Raw genomic sequence first — 15,206 nt, 5'->3', positions numbered from 1 at the left:
GCATACGACTATTTCTTAAGTCTCGTTGCCTGTTCTTCCTTCACCGCTTCAAGCACTTCTCTATTCTCTAATAACTCGAGTCCTGTATTCGCGAGTGCTAATACCGCTTCTTCCATCGCTTTAAATCCGTCTTCAGTAATCGTTTGTTCTCTGAATTCTGGCGTGTGTGCTTTTACGCCTGGGCAGTTCATGCCGACATATGGATGGAGTGCTGGGATTCGGTGTGAAACGTCTCCGATGTCTGCACTTCCTGTTGATTTTTCTTTTTTATTGATTGGTCGATCTGTAAATTTCTTATGATGTTTTGTAAAAAGCTCTGACAGTGTGTCGTTTGGTATTAAGTTGTTGTAACTTAGCTCGTAGTTTGATATTACGACTTCTGTTCCTGTCATTAGTGCTGCACCTTTCGCAACGTTTCTAATTTTTTCTACGACTTCATCTAAATAGTCTCTTTCGTTTGCACGAATGTAGAATTGTGCCGTTGCGTGTTCTGGGACGATGTTTGCTGCGTGTCCTCCGTTATTGATAATGCCGTGTATTCTCACGTCATCTTGGACATGTTCTCTGAGTGCGTTGATGCCGCTAAATAGTTGAAGGACGCCGTCTAATGCGTTGATTCCTTCTTCAGGGTTTCCTGCAGCGTGTGCTGCTTTTCCGTAGAAGTCAAATTGTAACGCGTCCATCGCGAGCATGTCTCCACTTTCTGATGAGACGTCTGACGGGTGAACCATTAGTGCAACGTCCATATCGTCAAATATACCTTCTGCTGCCATCGGTACTTTTGCACCGTTCGTTTCTTCTGCTGGTGTTCCGACGACAACGACTTTTCCTCCTGTTTCATCTACATGTTTACTTAATAGAATACCTGCACCGATACTCATATTACCAATTAAGTTATGTCCACACGCATGTCCTAGTCCTTTTAATGCGTCATATTCTGCTAAATAACAAATCGTAGGTCCTTCTTTTTTACTGTCATATGTTCCAATAAAAGCCGTCGGACGATTGACGATATTCGTTTCTATTTCAAAATCGTGCTTTTTTAACTCTTCAGTTAATAATCGCATCGCACGATATTCCTCATCACCAAGTTCTGGATTTCTGTACATGTCGACTGCGTTATTTTCTAAATTCTCTCTAATCGTTTCGTAATCTTTTAAAGTTATTTCCATGCGATTCACCCTATGTTAAATGTTAAAATGTCTGATTATTATATATTAAAACACAAATAAATGTGCGATTGTGACAAATACTGCTGCGAGTAAGTACTGAATAAGGATAATCGGCAGTACGAACTTCGCCCATTTTGTCCATTCAATTTTCGCGATTGCTAAACTCGCCATTAATACACCACTTGTCGGTGTAATTGCGTTTGAGATACCGTCACCAAGTTGGAATGCGAGTACTGCTGTTTGTCTCGATACTTCTGTTAAATCAGATATCGACGACATAATTGGCATCGATAGTGCTGCTTGACCGCTTCCTGACGGAACTAAGAAGTTAAGTCCACTTTGAGTTAATAACATTCCGAGTGCGGATAATAATGATGGCAATTCGTTAATTGAGTTCGCAACAGCGTTTAAAATCGTATCGATTGTCATACTTTCTTGAAGGATGACGAGTACCCCGTATGCAAATCCTACGACTAATGCTCCAGGTACTAAATCTTTACATCCATCGATAAAACTATCTGCAATTTCGTTGTAGTTCATTTTACCAATGATTCCTGCAATAACTCCAAATAATAGGAAGAGCGATGCGATTTCCATAATGTACCAACCAAATTTAGTTACTCCGATTGCTAAAAATAGAATCGTGAGTGTAAATATGACGAGAATAATTTTCTGGCGTAACGTAAACTCTACATCCTTTAATGCGTACGTTTCTTCTTGGAAGTTCGATAAGTCGATTTCTTCTTCGTCTAGTTTACCGGCTTGTCTTAGCTTTGCGACTTTTTTCGCTTTATACATCACCCATGCGATTGTGACACTGACCATCACAACCCACATAATCATACGGTAACCTTTACCAGAGAATAACGGTAACTCTGCGATACCTTGTGCGATACCAACTGTAAATGGGTTTAAAAATGCTGTAGTAAACCCGGCAACTGACCCTAATATTACAATCGATGCACCGATCATCGGGTTATACCCAAGACGAATTGCGAGCGGTACTAATATAAATAGAAACGGAATCGTCTCTTCACTCATTCCAAATGTCGCACCACCAAGTGCAAAGAGTACCATGATAATTGGAATGAGTAAGAACTTCTTGTCTTCCATCTTATAAACAAGTCGCTCTAGTCCGTTTTCTATCGCCTGAGTTTTTGATAAAATCCCGAACGCGCCTCCGACGATAAATATAAAGAATATAATCGGAGCAGCGTTTTCCATTCCTTTAAATACCGCTTCAAATATTCCAAATAATGTCGCGTTTTCTGCTTCTACACTTTGATATGTACCTTCAACAACTAGCGTTTGAACGTTACCATTTACTTCTTTTTCTACACGCTCAAAGCTACCTGACGGAATAATATAACTGACAGCTGTTGCAAGTATGATCAGTCCAAATAACAACGCAAATACGTTTGGGAATTCCCATTTTTTCTTGTTTATACTTTCGTTATCCATAACTTTCGCCTCCTACATACGTTATGTTTATTAATTATACACATTACTTCATAAAAAATCATATTCGGTTATAATAAAAAATCCGCGCATAAACAATGCGCGGAATATATTGATTTTATTCATATAATTCGTTTAACGATTTTACATACTCATCTGCTGCGAGTAAAGCATTCGCCACGTCTTCTTTTGTATACTTTACACGCATCTCGTGAATCGTTTCGCCTTCTGCTGTTGCGAGCTCTCCAACTTTTAATAAGTCTTCGTATGACGCATCACCTAAATGTAATTCTTCGAGTGTCGTTGGTAATCCAAGTGTTTGATAGAGTGACACATAGTTGTCGATTTCATCGATATCTCTATTTTCTAAAATAAGTTGTGTTAACGTACCGTATGCAACTTTTTCACCGTGAGTAAGTTCGTGAATTTTACCATCTAGTGCTGTGAATCCGTTATGGATTGCGTGTGCAGCTGCAAGTCCACCACTTTCAAATCCTAAACCACTTAATAGTGTGTTTGCTTCTACGACGTCTTCTAATGATTCTGTTACAACTTTCGCACGGTTTGCTGCAATCGCAAGTTCTGATTTTTCAAATAGTGTGTCGACACATTTTTCTGCGATTGCTTCTGCTGCAAGTGACGTTACTCCGCCTGCCATCGTGTTACCTTTTGCTTCGATGACTGCACGTGCTTCAACGTATGTTGCGAGTGCATCTGCAATTCCTGAAGCAAGTAAACGCTCTGGAGCGTTTGCTACGACTGCTGTATCGACTAATACTAAATCTGGGTTTTTATCATAGAAGATGTACTTTTCAAACGTGCCTTCGTCTGAGTAAATGACTGATAACGCTGATGTTGGTGCGTCTGTAGACGCGATTGTTGGTAATACCGCAACACTTACTGCCGCTTCATCTGCAACTGCTTTACCTGTGTCGATCGTCTTACCACCACCAAGTGCGATGACAAAGTCACATTCTTCTTTCGTCACACGTTCAGAAATACGTTCGATTTCTGACGTCGATGCTTCACCGTTAAATAACTCACGTGTTACATTAAATCCATTTTCATTTAAATAGTCATGAAACTTTTTACCGACAATGTCATATACGACGTCATCACATAATAGTAACGGTGCTTCACCAAGTGCTTCTAAATGCGTCTTACTATTTAGTAAGGCATCTTTTCCTTGAACGTATTTCGCTGGACTAATAAATACTTTTTCCATTCATACAACTTCCTTTCAAATTTTATAAATCATCTTGATGTATATATTAATTTTTAATGTACAGTGTTTTATGAAACATCCTTTTCAATTTCAATCGTGCCGTCTTCGTTAAACACATACTCATCGTCTTTCGTTCTAAAACCGAACTTTTTATAAAAACGAATCGCATTAATTAATGCACTACCGACAATTTTATCCGCTTCTTTTACGTACTCATCTTCTAACACGGTCTCCATAATTTTACGACCGAGCCCTTCACCACCGTGATCTGGGTGAACGTATACGAGTTTAAGTGTCGATACACCGTCAACCGGTTTTGAAATACCGCCACTTGCTATTAGGTTTCCTTCTTTTTCAATGACGTAAACATGTGTGTCTTTTGCTTCTTCTCTATAATAGTCTTCTTTTTGTTCATCTACCCACTGCTCGATTAACTCATCGGGATATGTTTCTGTATTTACTTCTCGCATCGTGATGTTTACTAAATGCATTAATGATTCAATATCTTTATCTTCAAGTCGTCTGATTATCATCTGTCGACTCCTTTCTTATTAAACTTATAGACGTATCTCCATGTTTTTAAACCAAAATTTTTAGAAAATAAAAGTTTTTTGTTGACACAAAGTGAGTATGATGTATATAGTGTATATAGAGTATATATACATTATCATTTTAGATTGGAGATGCAGCTATGAATATTCTCATTGACAATACGAGTAAAACTCCGATTTACGAACAAATTGTAAATCAAATTAAGGAGAGTATTATGAATGGTTCTCTTAATGAAGGGGATGCGCTACCTTCTATGCGTCAACTCGCTAAAGATTTAAAAGTAAGTGTCATCACGACAAAACGTGCGTATGAAGAGTTAGAAAATGAAGGATTTACGTATTCCGTTGTTGGAAAGGGATCATTTGTTAAAGAGCAAAACCTCGAGCAAATCCGTGAAAGAAAATTAAAGCTACTAGAAGAGATGATTGACGATGTAATTCAAAACAGTAAATCTCTCAATTTATCAAAAGATGAATTGTTTGAGTTAATTAACATTTTATATGAGGAGTGATTGTGATGAATCAAAATGCAGTTGAACTTAAAAACGTAAATAAACACTACAAAGATTTTACGATTGAAGATTTAAACTTAAATATTAAAAAAGGTTTTGTTACAGGATTTGTCGGACGAAACGGTGCAGGTAAATCGACGACGATTGAAATGATTATGAACCTGACACGACCAAATTCTGGTGAAGTTAAAGTATTTGGTTTAGATATTAGTAACAATGAAAAGGTAGTAAAAGATAAAATTGGTTACGTAGATGCTGCCAGTAACTACATGGAAAGTTTTAAACTTAACGACATTATTAAATACGTTTCAAAAACGTATTCTAACTGGGATGAGAAGGCTTGTAGTCACTATATTAAAGAGTTTAATTTACCTTTAAACAAAAAATTTAAAGATTTTTCTACAGGAATGCGTGCAAAAGCATCGATTGCTCTCGCATTATCTCATAACGCTGAACTATTTATTATGGATGAGCCAACGACAGGTCTAGACCCAGTTGTAAGAAGAGAAATTATAGAAACATTAAGAGAGATTATGGTAAATGAAGATAGAACTATTTTATTTTCAACGCATATTACCGAAGATCTTGAAAAGTTAGCAGACTACATCGTCATGATCGACGACGGTGAAATTATACTAAACACTTCTAAAAATGATTTAGCTGAGAATTACTTTATCGTTCATGGTAGTAACGACTTATTAGATAGAGATACAGAATCATATTTTACATCGATTAAAAAAGGTGACGTGAACTTTGAAGCTTTAACTAAATCACCAAAAGAAGTTGAAGCGGTGTTCAGCGACACTGTAGTGATAGAACCCGTAAAAATCGATGATATCATCTACCACTTAAAGGGGGAGAAATAAATGTTAAACTATATGATCAGAGATATTAAAATTCAAAAGAATTACCTATACCTCTTACCATTACTCATTCTATTTCTAATGTATATGGAAACTCCTATAAATGTAGTCTTAGCCGTTGCAATGGTGTATATTCCGGTAAACGCGGTTTATTTACTCGCAAAGTCTAACATCAACCATTTTGATTTAACACTTCCTTATGCGAGAAAAGACATCGTAAATTACAGATATATGAGTACATTATTATACGCGATTGTAGGCGGTACGGTAGTCGCTTTAATACTAAAAGCTATTGGTTTTGACGTTTCATTATTAGACTTAGAATTCGCTTTACAATCAACATTATGGCTTTCAGTAGTGTTTTTCCCATTAAGCTTTGCACTTACGACAGAGAAAGCTTTACTCATCTCAGTGTATGTCGTGTTCTCACTATTTATGATTCAAACGGTATTTCTAGGATACGCAGTAGAAAACGTACAACAACTGGCTAAAGCTGATAATCCATTCACACTCATGATACACATCGGATTTGTTTTAGCTTGTGTACTTTTCGTTGTCTCTTGGCTACTTAGCTTATTCATTATTAAAAGAAAAGATATTTAAACGTAAAAAGAGCTGCTCTATACAATTAGAGCAGCTCTTTTACATAGAATTATTCATTGAGTACAGGGGTTCTGTATGTTTTTTGTTCATAAATTTTCTCATAACTATTCATTTATGTAATTTATAGTTTAAAGTATAGTACAGTGTTTTTTAGAGTATAATTGATAAGAGAACAGAAAAATTTATACAAAAAAAGACCGAAGAATATATCTTCGGTCTTTTAAAATGAGAATTAGTTTTCGCGTTTCTCTTTGATACGTGCTGCTTTACCACGTAAGCTACGTAAGTAGTATAATTTCGCACGACGTACGCTACCTTTACGAGTCACTTCGATTTTATCGATTTTTGGTGTGTGAACAGGGAATGTTCTTTCTACTCCAACACCGTAAGAGATTTTTCTTACTGTGAATGTTTCAGAAATTCCACCACCACGGCGACGAATAACTACACCTTCGAACACCTGGATTCTTTCACGTTCACCTTCAGTGATACGTACGTGTACTTTTACTGAGTCCCCAGCTCTAAACTCTGGTAAGTCAGTTTTAAGTTGTGACTTTGTAATGTCTTGTAATAATTGTTGTGACATTTAAATTCTCCTCTTCCTACCAACCATCTTATATAGCATCTATACAGCGGATCGTTGTGATTTTTCGTCCTCATAGACTTATTCATATTACCATATTTAATTGGTCGATTCAACTTATTTTTTATTTTTTATTAAATCTGGTCGTCTTTCTTTTGTGCGTTTTAACGATTCCTCTTCTCGCCACTCTTCGATTTTTTTATGATCTCCACTCAGTAATACGTCTGGTACTTTCATACCTCGATATTCTCTTGGTCTCGTGTAATGTGGATGCTCGAGCATACCTGTTGAAAAGCTGTCGTTTTCGTAACTTTCTTGTTGAATGACTCCAGGGATGAGACGAACGATGGCGTCTGTCATTGCCATCGACGCAATTTCTCCTCCCGTTAATACGTAGTCCCCGATTGAAACTTCATCAGTTGCGAGGTTTCGTATACGCTCATCATATCCTTCGTAATGTCCGTTTATAAAAACGATGTTTTCTTCAGTAGATAATTCTTCAGCAAACTGTTGATCGAACGGTCTTCCGGACGGACACATGAGTAATACGCGTGCGTTTTCTAAATGTAATGATTCAAACGCTTCGTATACTGGTTCTGGTTTTAAGACCATACCAGCACCACCACCGTACGGATAGTCGTCGACTTGATTATGTTTGTTGTTTGCGTAATCTCTAAAGTTAATCGTTTTATAACTCACGATACCTTTGTCATTTGCACGCTTTAAAATTGATGAACTTAAAATACCTTCATACATTTCAGGAAATAATGTTAAGTAGAATATGTTCATAAATCTAACAGCCCTTCAATCGGTTCTATTTCAATTCGTTTACGCTCGATATCAATGAGTTTAATAAAGTCGTCTACGTTTGGAATCATATACTTATCAGATACGACAAAGACGTCTTTACTACCAGTTGGGATAATTGACGTCACTTCTCCTAAAGTTTCGTTATTGTCTAAGTTTATTACTTCACAGCCGATAATATCTTCATAATGATATTGCCCTTCTGGTAGTTCAATATCAATCGCATCTAGTGCTTGATACACTGTGTGACCTTTTAAATGTTCTACGTCGTTTAAATTTGTAACTCCGTCGAACGTTAACATATGAAAGTTTTTATGTTTACGATAACGCGTGATTGTATATGTTTCGTTGTTAATCGTCACTGTTTTACCGACCGCAAATCGTTCGTTCGTAAAATCACTACTACTTAAAATTTTAACTTCACCACGGACACCGTGGAAATTTACTAATGTTCCAATATCAATCATCGTGATTCCTTTCCGAATAAAAAAACACACCCGTGTCGGATGTGTTTTTACTCTACGTCAACAAACACTCTTACTGACGGGTCATCATTTGCTGCTGTCATGATCGTACGCACTGCTTTAATGGCACGACCACCTTTACCAATGATTCTGCCAATGTCTTCTTCATGTGCATTAACAGTATAGACCACTTTTCTATCTTCAGTCGTCTCAGTAATCGTAAGACTCTCGGGATGACGAACGATAGGTTGTAAAATCGTTTGGAGTAGCTGTTTCATAATTATTTACCTTGTTTCGCGTTATGGAATTTTTCCATAAGACCACGTTTACTGAAAATAGAACGTACAGTGTCTGAAGGTTTTGCACCTGTTAACATCCACTCTAATGCTTTTTCATCATCTAATTTAACGTTGTCTTCTTCTTTTAATGGGTCAAAGTAACCAAGTTGCTCGATAATACGACCATCTCTTTTTACTCTTGAGTCCGCAACTACGATTCTGTAGAAAGGATTTCTTTTAGAACCCATACGAGTTAATCTGATTTTTGTTGCCATTTATATACACCTCTCATGTTCAAAATTACTTATATAATAATAACAGATGATTTTAACGTTGTAAAGAGGTTTTCCTTTACAATTTTAAAATGGGAGTCCCATGCCGCCAAATGGGTTTTTACGCTTCCCTTTTTGGTTTGTAAATTGCTTCATCATCTTTTTCATTTCGTTAAATTGTTTTAATAAACGGTTCACTTCTTGAAGTGATCGACCTGACCCTTTAGCGATACGACGCTTTCTTGAGATGTTTAGTTTTTCAGGGTTTTCTCGTTCTTCCATCGTCATCGAACGGATAATCGCTTGAACATGGTCAATTTCTTTACCGCTCATTTTTACTTTATCTAACCCTTTAATTTTGTTAGCACCTGGAAGCATTTTGATTAACTCATCGAGTGGTCCCATATTTTTCACTTGGTCCATTTGATCTAAAAAGTCGTCTAACGTAAACGAGTTTTCTTTTAACTTTTGCTCGAGCTTTTCTTGCTCTTCCATGTCGACGTTTGCTTGCGCACGGTCGATGATTGATAAAATATCTCCCATTCCGAGAATTCTGCTTGCCATACGCTCTGGATGGAACGGTTCTAGACCGTCTAGTTTTTCTGATACCCCGATAAATTTAATCGGTTTTTCAGTGACGCTACGAATTGAAAGTGCCGCACCACCACGAGTGTCCCCGTCTAACTTTGTGAGTGTCACTCCTGTGATGTCTAGTAAATCGTTAAACGATTCTGCGACGTTCACTGCGTCTTGACCTGTCATCGAGTCGACGACGAGCATAATTTCATCTGGATTTGAAATTTCTTTGACGTTTTTTAATTCGTTCATTAAATCTTCGTCAATGTGCAGTCGACCCGCTGTATCGATGATGACTGTATCTAAATGTTCTTCTTTTGCGTACTGCATCGCGTTTTCTACGATTGTTTCGACTTTTTCTTTGTCTCCCATTGAATAGACTGGAATGTCTAATTGACGGCCGATCGTTTCTAACTGGTCAATCGCAGCAGGACGGTATATATCTCCTGCTACGAGTAATGGTTTTTTGTTATGTTGTTTACGTAACAGTAACGCGAGTTTACCAGCAGTCGTCGTTTTACCTGCCCCTTGTAAACCAACCATCATAATAACTGTCGGTGGTTTTTTTGCTAAATTGATTTTCGCATTTTCTCCACCCATTAACGCTGTAAGTTCTTCTTGTACGATTTTAATGACTTGTTGGCCTGGCGTTAATGATTTCATGACATCTGCGCCTTCAGCACGCGCGGACACATCTTTAATAAACTGACGGACAACTTTAAAGTTAACGTCCGCTTCAAGAAGTGCTAAGCGTACTTCACGCATCATCGTTTTTATATCTTGTTCTGTGACTTTACCTTTACCTTTAATATCATCTAAGATACTTTGAAGCCTTGAACCTAATCCTTCAAATGCCACAATAATTCCTCCTAATCGAGTGATTCGAGTTCTTCTATTATACTGAGTGCTGTGTCTTTATCGTCGAGTGATGATTTTAACGCATCGAATAATTGTTGACGTTTTAAATAACGCGCGTACATACCGAGGTTTTCTTCGTATGCTTCGAGTACTTCTGTCGTACGTTTTAAATTATCATAAACCGCTTGTCGCGTCACGTTTAACTCATCTGCGATTTCAGAAAACTGTAAGTCCATTAAATAATAGAGTTTTACGTAATCTTTTTGCTTATCCGTTAATAAGCCGTTATAAAAATCATACAGATAGTTCATACGTAACGTCTTATTCAGTTCGTTCATCTTCAACAACTTCCTCTGCATTATCAATCATATCTGCAAATAGTCCATAAACATAGTTTTCCGCACTAAATATTTCGAGGTCATCAATTTTTTCTCCGAGACCGACGAATTTTACTGGAATACCGAGTTCGTTTTTAATCGCAAGGACGATACCACCTTTTGCGGTACCATCAAGTTTTGTTAAGACAAGCCCTGTTAACTCTGTTACTTCGTTAAATGCTTTCGCTTGAAGCATTGCGTTTTGACCAGTTGTAGCGTCTAATACGAGTAGCACTTCGTGTGGTGCATTTTCGTCAACTCTTTGGATGACGCGTTTCATCTTTTCGAGTTCTTTCATTAAGTTCCCTTTATTTTGTAGGCGTCCTGCTGTGTCGACAATTAAGACATCTGTCCCTCGGCGCTTTGCTGCGTTTACTGCGTCGAACACTACAGCTGCTGGATCTGAACCTTCTTGGTGTTTAATGACGTCTGCACCGACTCTTTCACCCCATACTTCAAGCTGATTAATAGCCCCAGCTCTGAATGTATCTGCGGCTGCGAGTAATACGTCTTTACCTTCAGACTTATAGCGATGTGCAAGTTTACCGATTGACGTCGTTTTACCGACACCGTTTACTCCGACGACTAAAATAATCGTTAAATCGTCTTGCATGTTCATGCTTTCGTCTAAGTCACCGTTACGTTCGTATATCTCTATCATCTTTTCAACGATTACTTCACGGAGTTCTTTTGTTTCAGTAATATTTTTAAGTTTCGCATAATCTCGTAACTCGTCTGTTAACTCCATCACCGTTTCAAAACCGACGTCTGCAGTAATGAGCACTTCTTCGAGCGCTTCAAAAAAGTCCTCATCTACTTTACGGTACGTCGCCATTAACTGGTTGATTTGATCTTGGAATTTCTCACGAGATTTTTCAAGTCCTTGTTTAAATTTATAACCGACTTGTTCTTGTTCCCACTCTTCAAATTCTTCAATCGATATTAAACCGTCTCCGTCTAAATCTGCATCTTTCATTTCATCAGTGACGGGCGTTTGTTCAAACTCTTCTTTATCTGCTTTACCTGAGAATTTCTTTTTTAAACGATTAAATAAACTCACTTAGTATTCCCCCTCAACTTCTCGTTCCTCGTATGTCTTTAAGTCTACACTAATTAGCTCAGAGACACCTTTTTCTTGCATCGTCACACCGAATAATCGGTCGCTTTGCTCCATCGTCTTTTTACGGTGAGTGATTACGATACACTGGCTGTAACGTGTTAAATGTCTTAAGTAATTTGAGAATCGTAACACGTTCGCCTCATCGAGTGCCGCTTCTACTTCATCTAATATTATAAACGGACTACTTCTCACTTCTAATATACTGAATAATAAACTAATCGCTGTTAACGCGCGCTCTCCCCCACTAAGTAGCGACATGCTCGTTAGCTTTTTACCTGGAGGTTGAGCGTATATGAGTAATCCAGCATTTAAATAATCACCCGGTTCTGTTAAGCGGAGTTCTGCTTCCCCACCGCCGAACATCGTCTTAAACACTTTTTTAAAGTGTTCATTAACGTTGTGATACGTCTCTTTAAAGCGTTCAGACACTTCATAGTCCATTTCTTTAATGACGTCGAGTAACGTTTCACGTGCTTGTAACAAATCGTCTTCTTCGTGTTTTAAAAACGTATAACGTTCGTTCACGACTTCAAACTCATCAATTGCGTTTAAGTTTACGTTACCGAGTTCGTCGATACTTTTTTTATTTAACTGAATTCTTTCGCGCTTCATGTCGATGTCTGTTAAGTCCGTATATTCTTTTTCTGCACGTTCAAACGTCATTTCATACGTTTCAGATAAGTAATCGATTTTTACACTTAACATTGATTCGACGCGTTCCTTTTTACCGTGCGTTTTACGTAGCGATTCAGAAAGTTTCTCTATCGTATCTAAATGCGACTGACGTAAATTCACGTCGTGCTTTGTTTCTTCACTCACTTCGTGTATCTCTTTTTTAAGTTGTGATGAAGAGTCTTGTAACACGTCTAACTGTTCGTCGAGTTCTAAAGATAACGTCTCTAACGCTTCGATATCGATCGACTCGTAATCTGAAGTCAACATTTCAATACGTGAATCGATATCTACAATTTCACGTTTCACTTTTAAAAGCCTTTCTTCGTAATCCGTTACTTGAGAACGTTTATATCGAAGTGTCGATTCTAATTCCGCTTGTTTTGTAAGAAGCGTTTGCTTTTTACTTTCGTATTCTTTTTCAGCCGCTTCAGTATCCCCTTGAGCTTTCGTGAGTAACTGAATATCCTTTTGAAGCGAATCGAGTGTTTTTGTTTTCTCTTCTATCTCTTTTATTAACGTCGATGCTTCCATAGTTTCAGTTGTAGAATCAAACGTTTCTTTTAATAACGCAATGCGTTCATTTGTTAATTTAATGTCTTGGTTCGTTTGTTCTAGTAACTGACTCTGTTCATCGTATGATTCTTTTAACTGAATGCCTTCAGTTTCTAGCGTGTTTAGAAGAGTGTCTAATTCTTTTAGACTGTCCTTTTCTTTTGAAAGTTCTTTAGTAAGCCTGTCGACTTCTAGCGTGTACGCTTTGATTTTATCGTCGAGTGCATCTTTTTCTTTTCGTAATTTAAGTGCTGAGTTGTTGTTTTGACGGCTTCCCCCACTGACTGCACCACCCGGGTTAAAAATTTCACCGGCTTTTGTTACGATACGCGCTTTAAAGTTTAACTCTCTAGAAAGTCGTGCACCGTCGTCATAATTTTCGACGATAATCGTCGTACTAAATAAGTGACCGATCAGTGCGTCATATTTCGTGTCGACTAAATCTTTTAATATATGATGCTCTACTGATGTCGATTCGAGTTTAAATACAACTTCTTGAGATAAAGATCTCCTTTGTATTGTGTCGAGTGGTAAAAACGTCGCGTAACCGAGGTTTTTATCTTTTAAATAATGGATTGCACGTTTAGCATCCTGTTCAGTTTTTGTCACGACACTTTGCGTTTGACTACCGAGTGCTGCGTCAAGTGCTGTCATATACGCACTGTCGATTTCGATAAGTTCCATGACGGCACCTAATACACCTGTGAGCTTGTCTTTACGTTTTAATACAGACTTTACGCCACGGTAATATCCATCGTAATTTGACATCATCGACTCATACATATCACGTTTAGATGTAAGTTGTGAGATGTAACGATTCGCTGTGTCGAATTGCTCTGTTAACGACTTTGTATGAGACTGTTCATGGTCACGTTTTGATTTCGTTTCTTTATACGCTTCACGCTTATCCTTTAATGATGATTCAAGTGTTGAGAGTGTATCTGTTAAACTTTTATTTTTTTCATTTAACGTGTCGAGAGACTCTTTTAATTCGTTCATGCGACGGTCTAACTCTTCGCGCTTGCTTGAATCGATTGCCTCTTGTTTTTCATAGTCTTTTAACTGGTTGTCTAAAGAAGTCTTTTCGACCATGATCGCATAATACTGTTCTTTTAATGCGTCAATATCGACGTCGTTACCGTCAACAAGCGATTGTAACGAAGCATTGATTGTATCGATTTCTGCTTTTACGTTCGACTGTTCATCTTTCGTTTCATTAAAAGATGTACGTAATGCTTCAAGGTCATGCTCTAGTGATTGTTGTTCTTTTAATTTATTGTTTTTTTCTTCAGTTAAATTGTCGTGTTGATCTGAACGACTCGTTTTACGTTCTTTAAATAATTCGATTTTACCGATTGTTTGTTCTTTTTCTCTAGATGCTTTGACGAACGCGTCGTGAATGCTACGCTCGTTTTCAGTTAACACTTCTCGCTTGTCGCGTAAGTTATTGATCGCAACGTCGAGTAAATTGACGTGATTTCTCGCGTCTTCAATTGTACGTTCATCGTTCGAATACGTCTCTTTTAACTGATGAAGTTTTGAAGACAGCTCTTTAATATCAAACACAGTAACTTCAATGTCGCTTTGCTTCATCTCGTTTAAAAGCGCTAAATACTCAGTCGCGATGGCACTTTCTTTTTCGAGCTTTTTAACGCGTGACTCGAGTTCACTCGTAATGTCGTGAATACGGCTTAAGTTGAGTAACGTATCATCGAGTTTACGTTCTGCTTCTTTTTTACGTGTTTTATATTTCATGACGCCGGCAACTTCTTCGATAATTTCACGGCGCGTTTCTGGTTTTTGATTTAAAACGTGATCAACTTCACCTTGAGAAATAATGTTGTATGCGTGTTTACCAAGACCAGAGTCCATAAAGAGTTCTGTCACGTCTTTTAATTTTGCGCGTTCTTTATTGATATAGTAGTTACTTTCACCACTTCTAAATAGCTCACGACGAATCGTGACGCTGTCGTAGTCAAAGTCTAACACGCGGTCTTTATTGTCTAAATTCAGTTGAACGACTGCACTGTTTTGCTTACTTCGTTCTGTCGTTCCGTTAAATATAACGTCTTCCATTTTAGACCCACGAAATTGCTTAGCGCTCGTTTCACCGAGAACGAACCTGACAGCGTCGATAATGTTACTCTTACCACTACCGTTCGGTCCAACGACCGCAGTGACGCCGTCATTAAATTCGATCGTCGTTTTATCGGCAAACGATTTAAATCCTTTAGCTTCTATACTTTTTAAAAATACCATA

The 15,206-nt window shown here is 37.7% G+C and carries 16 protein-coding genes; 3 read left to right on the top strand and 13 right to left on the bottom strand.

Going from position 1 to position 15,206, the window contains the following annotated elements:
- Positions 1-8: 8 nt before the first annotated feature.
- The 4 genes from CJ229_RS00545 to CJ229_RS00530 all read right to left on the bottom strand — a co-directional run bounded on the left by CJ229_RS00545 (position 9) and on the right by CJ229_RS00530 (position 4,388).
- Complete coding sequence (locus tag CJ229_RS00545) at positions 9-1,172, bottom strand: M20 family metallopeptidase (protein WP_102167528.1); 1,164 nt, start codon at positions 1,170-1,172, stop codon at positions 9-11.
- A gap of 45 nt (positions 1,173-1,217) precedes the next feature.
- Positions 1,218-2,633, bottom strand: coding sequence for a YfcC family protein (locus CJ229_RS00540; RefSeq protein WP_102167527.1), 1,416 nt, complete (start codon positions 2,631-2,633; stop codon positions 1,218-1,220).
- Positions 2,634-2,748: 115 nt separating this feature from the next.
- Positions 2,749-3,855 carry a glycerol dehydrogenase gene (locus CJ229_RS00535; RefSeq protein ID WP_070710343.1) on the bottom strand — a complete coding sequence of 369 codons (1,107 nt, stop codon included), beginning with the start codon at positions 3,853-3,855 and terminating at the stop codon, positions 2,749-2,751.
- 68 nt (positions 3,856-3,923) lie between these two features.
- On the bottom strand, positions 3,924-4,388 hold the full coding sequence (locus CJ229_RS00530) for a GNAT family N-acetyltransferase (protein WP_102167526.1): 465 nt from the start codon (positions 4,386-4,388) through the stop codon (positions 3,924-3,926).
- Positions 4,389-4,546: 158 nt separating this feature from the next.
- Between CJ229_RS00530 and CJ229_RS00525 the strand changes: the two genes are divergently transcribed.
- From CJ229_RS00525 to CJ229_RS00515, 3 genes are read left to right on the top strand one after another with little or no spacing between them, the layout of a single operon-like run.
- Entirely contained in the window at positions 4,547-4,918 is a 372-nt protein-coding gene (locus tag CJ229_RS00525; RefSeq protein WP_102167525.1) for a GntR family transcriptional regulator, read from the top strand.
- Between the two features lie 5 nt (positions 4,919-4,923).
- Positions 4,924-5,784: an ABC transporter ATP-binding protein gene (locus CJ229_RS00520; RefSeq protein ID WP_102167524.1), complete on the top strand. Its 861-nt coding sequence runs from the start codon at positions 4,924-4,926 to the stop codon at positions 5,782-5,784.
- A complete protein-coding gene (locus CJ229_RS00515) occupies positions 5,785-6,384 on the top strand; it encodes an ABC-2 transporter permease (RefSeq protein ID WP_102167523.1) in 600 nt (199 codons plus the stop codon).
- Between the two features lie 232 nt (positions 6,385-6,616).
- Here CJ229_RS00515 and rplS read toward each other — a convergent pair whose 3' ends face one another.
- From rplS to smc, 9 genes are all read right to left on the bottom strand, one after another.
- Positions 6,617-6,970 carry a 50S ribosomal protein L19 gene (rplS, locus tag CJ229_RS00510; protein WP_040929189.1) on the bottom strand — a complete coding sequence of 118 codons (354 nt, stop codon included), beginning with the start codon at positions 6,968-6,970 and terminating at the stop codon, positions 6,617-6,619.
- Between the two features lie 114 nt (positions 6,971-7,084).
- Positions 7,085-7,756, bottom strand: coding sequence for a tRNA (guanosine(37)-N1)-methyltransferase TrmD (gene trmD / locus CJ229_RS00505; protein WP_102167522.1), 672 nt, complete (start codon positions 7,754-7,756; stop codon positions 7,085-7,087).
- Positions 7,753-8,241, bottom strand: a complete 489-nt coding sequence (gene rimM / locus CJ229_RS00500; protein ID WP_068128805.1) for a ribosome maturation factor RimM — start codon at positions 8,239-8,241, stop codon at positions 7,753-7,755. The genes trmD and rimM overlap by 4 nt, the downstream gene beginning before the upstream one ends.
- Before the next feature lie 47 nt (positions 8,242-8,288).
- Positions 8,289-8,516, bottom strand: a complete 228-nt coding sequence (locus CJ229_RS00495; RefSeq protein WP_040929192.1) for a KH domain-containing protein — start codon at positions 8,514-8,516, stop codon at positions 8,289-8,291.
- Between the two features lie 2 nt (positions 8,517-8,518).
- Complete coding sequence (gene rpsP / locus CJ229_RS00490) at positions 8,519-8,791, bottom strand: 30S ribosomal protein S16 (RefSeq protein ID WP_040929193.1); 273 nt, start codon at positions 8,789-8,791, stop codon at positions 8,519-8,521.
- Between the two features lie 84 nt (positions 8,792-8,875).
- Complete coding sequence (ffh, locus tag CJ229_RS00485) at positions 8,876-10,222, bottom strand: signal recognition particle protein (protein ID WP_070457661.1); 1,347 nt, start codon at positions 10,220-10,222, stop codon at positions 8,876-8,878.
- An 11-nt stretch (positions 10,223-10,233) separates the two neighbouring features.
- Entirely contained in the window at positions 10,234-10,566 is a 333-nt protein-coding gene (locus tag CJ229_RS00480) for a putative DNA-binding protein (protein ID WP_102167521.1), read from the bottom strand.
- The gene (ftsY, locus tag CJ229_RS00475) at positions 10,544-11,659 is read right to left on the bottom strand and encodes a signal recognition particle-docking protein FtsY (RefSeq protein WP_068128810.1); all 1,116 of its coding nucleotides are present in this window, start codon (positions 11,657-11,659) and stop codon (positions 10,544-10,546) included. Before ftsY ends, CJ229_RS00480 begins: the two co-directional genes overlap by 23 nt.
- On the bottom strand, positions 11,660-15,205 hold the full coding sequence (gene smc, locus CJ229_RS00470) for a chromosome segregation protein SMC (protein ID WP_102167520.1): 3,546 nt from the start codon (positions 15,203-15,205) through the stop codon (positions 11,660-11,662).
- Position 15,206: the final 1 nt, after the last annotated feature.

The sequence above is a fragment of the Nosocomiicoccus massiliensis genome (assembly GCF_002871345.2).
GTDB classification, from domain to species: domain Bacteria; phylum Bacillota; class Bacilli; order Staphylococcales; family Salinicoccaceae; genus Nosocomiicoccus; species Nosocomiicoccus ampullae_A.
This window is presented reverse-complemented; position numbering and strand designations above follow the sequence as displayed.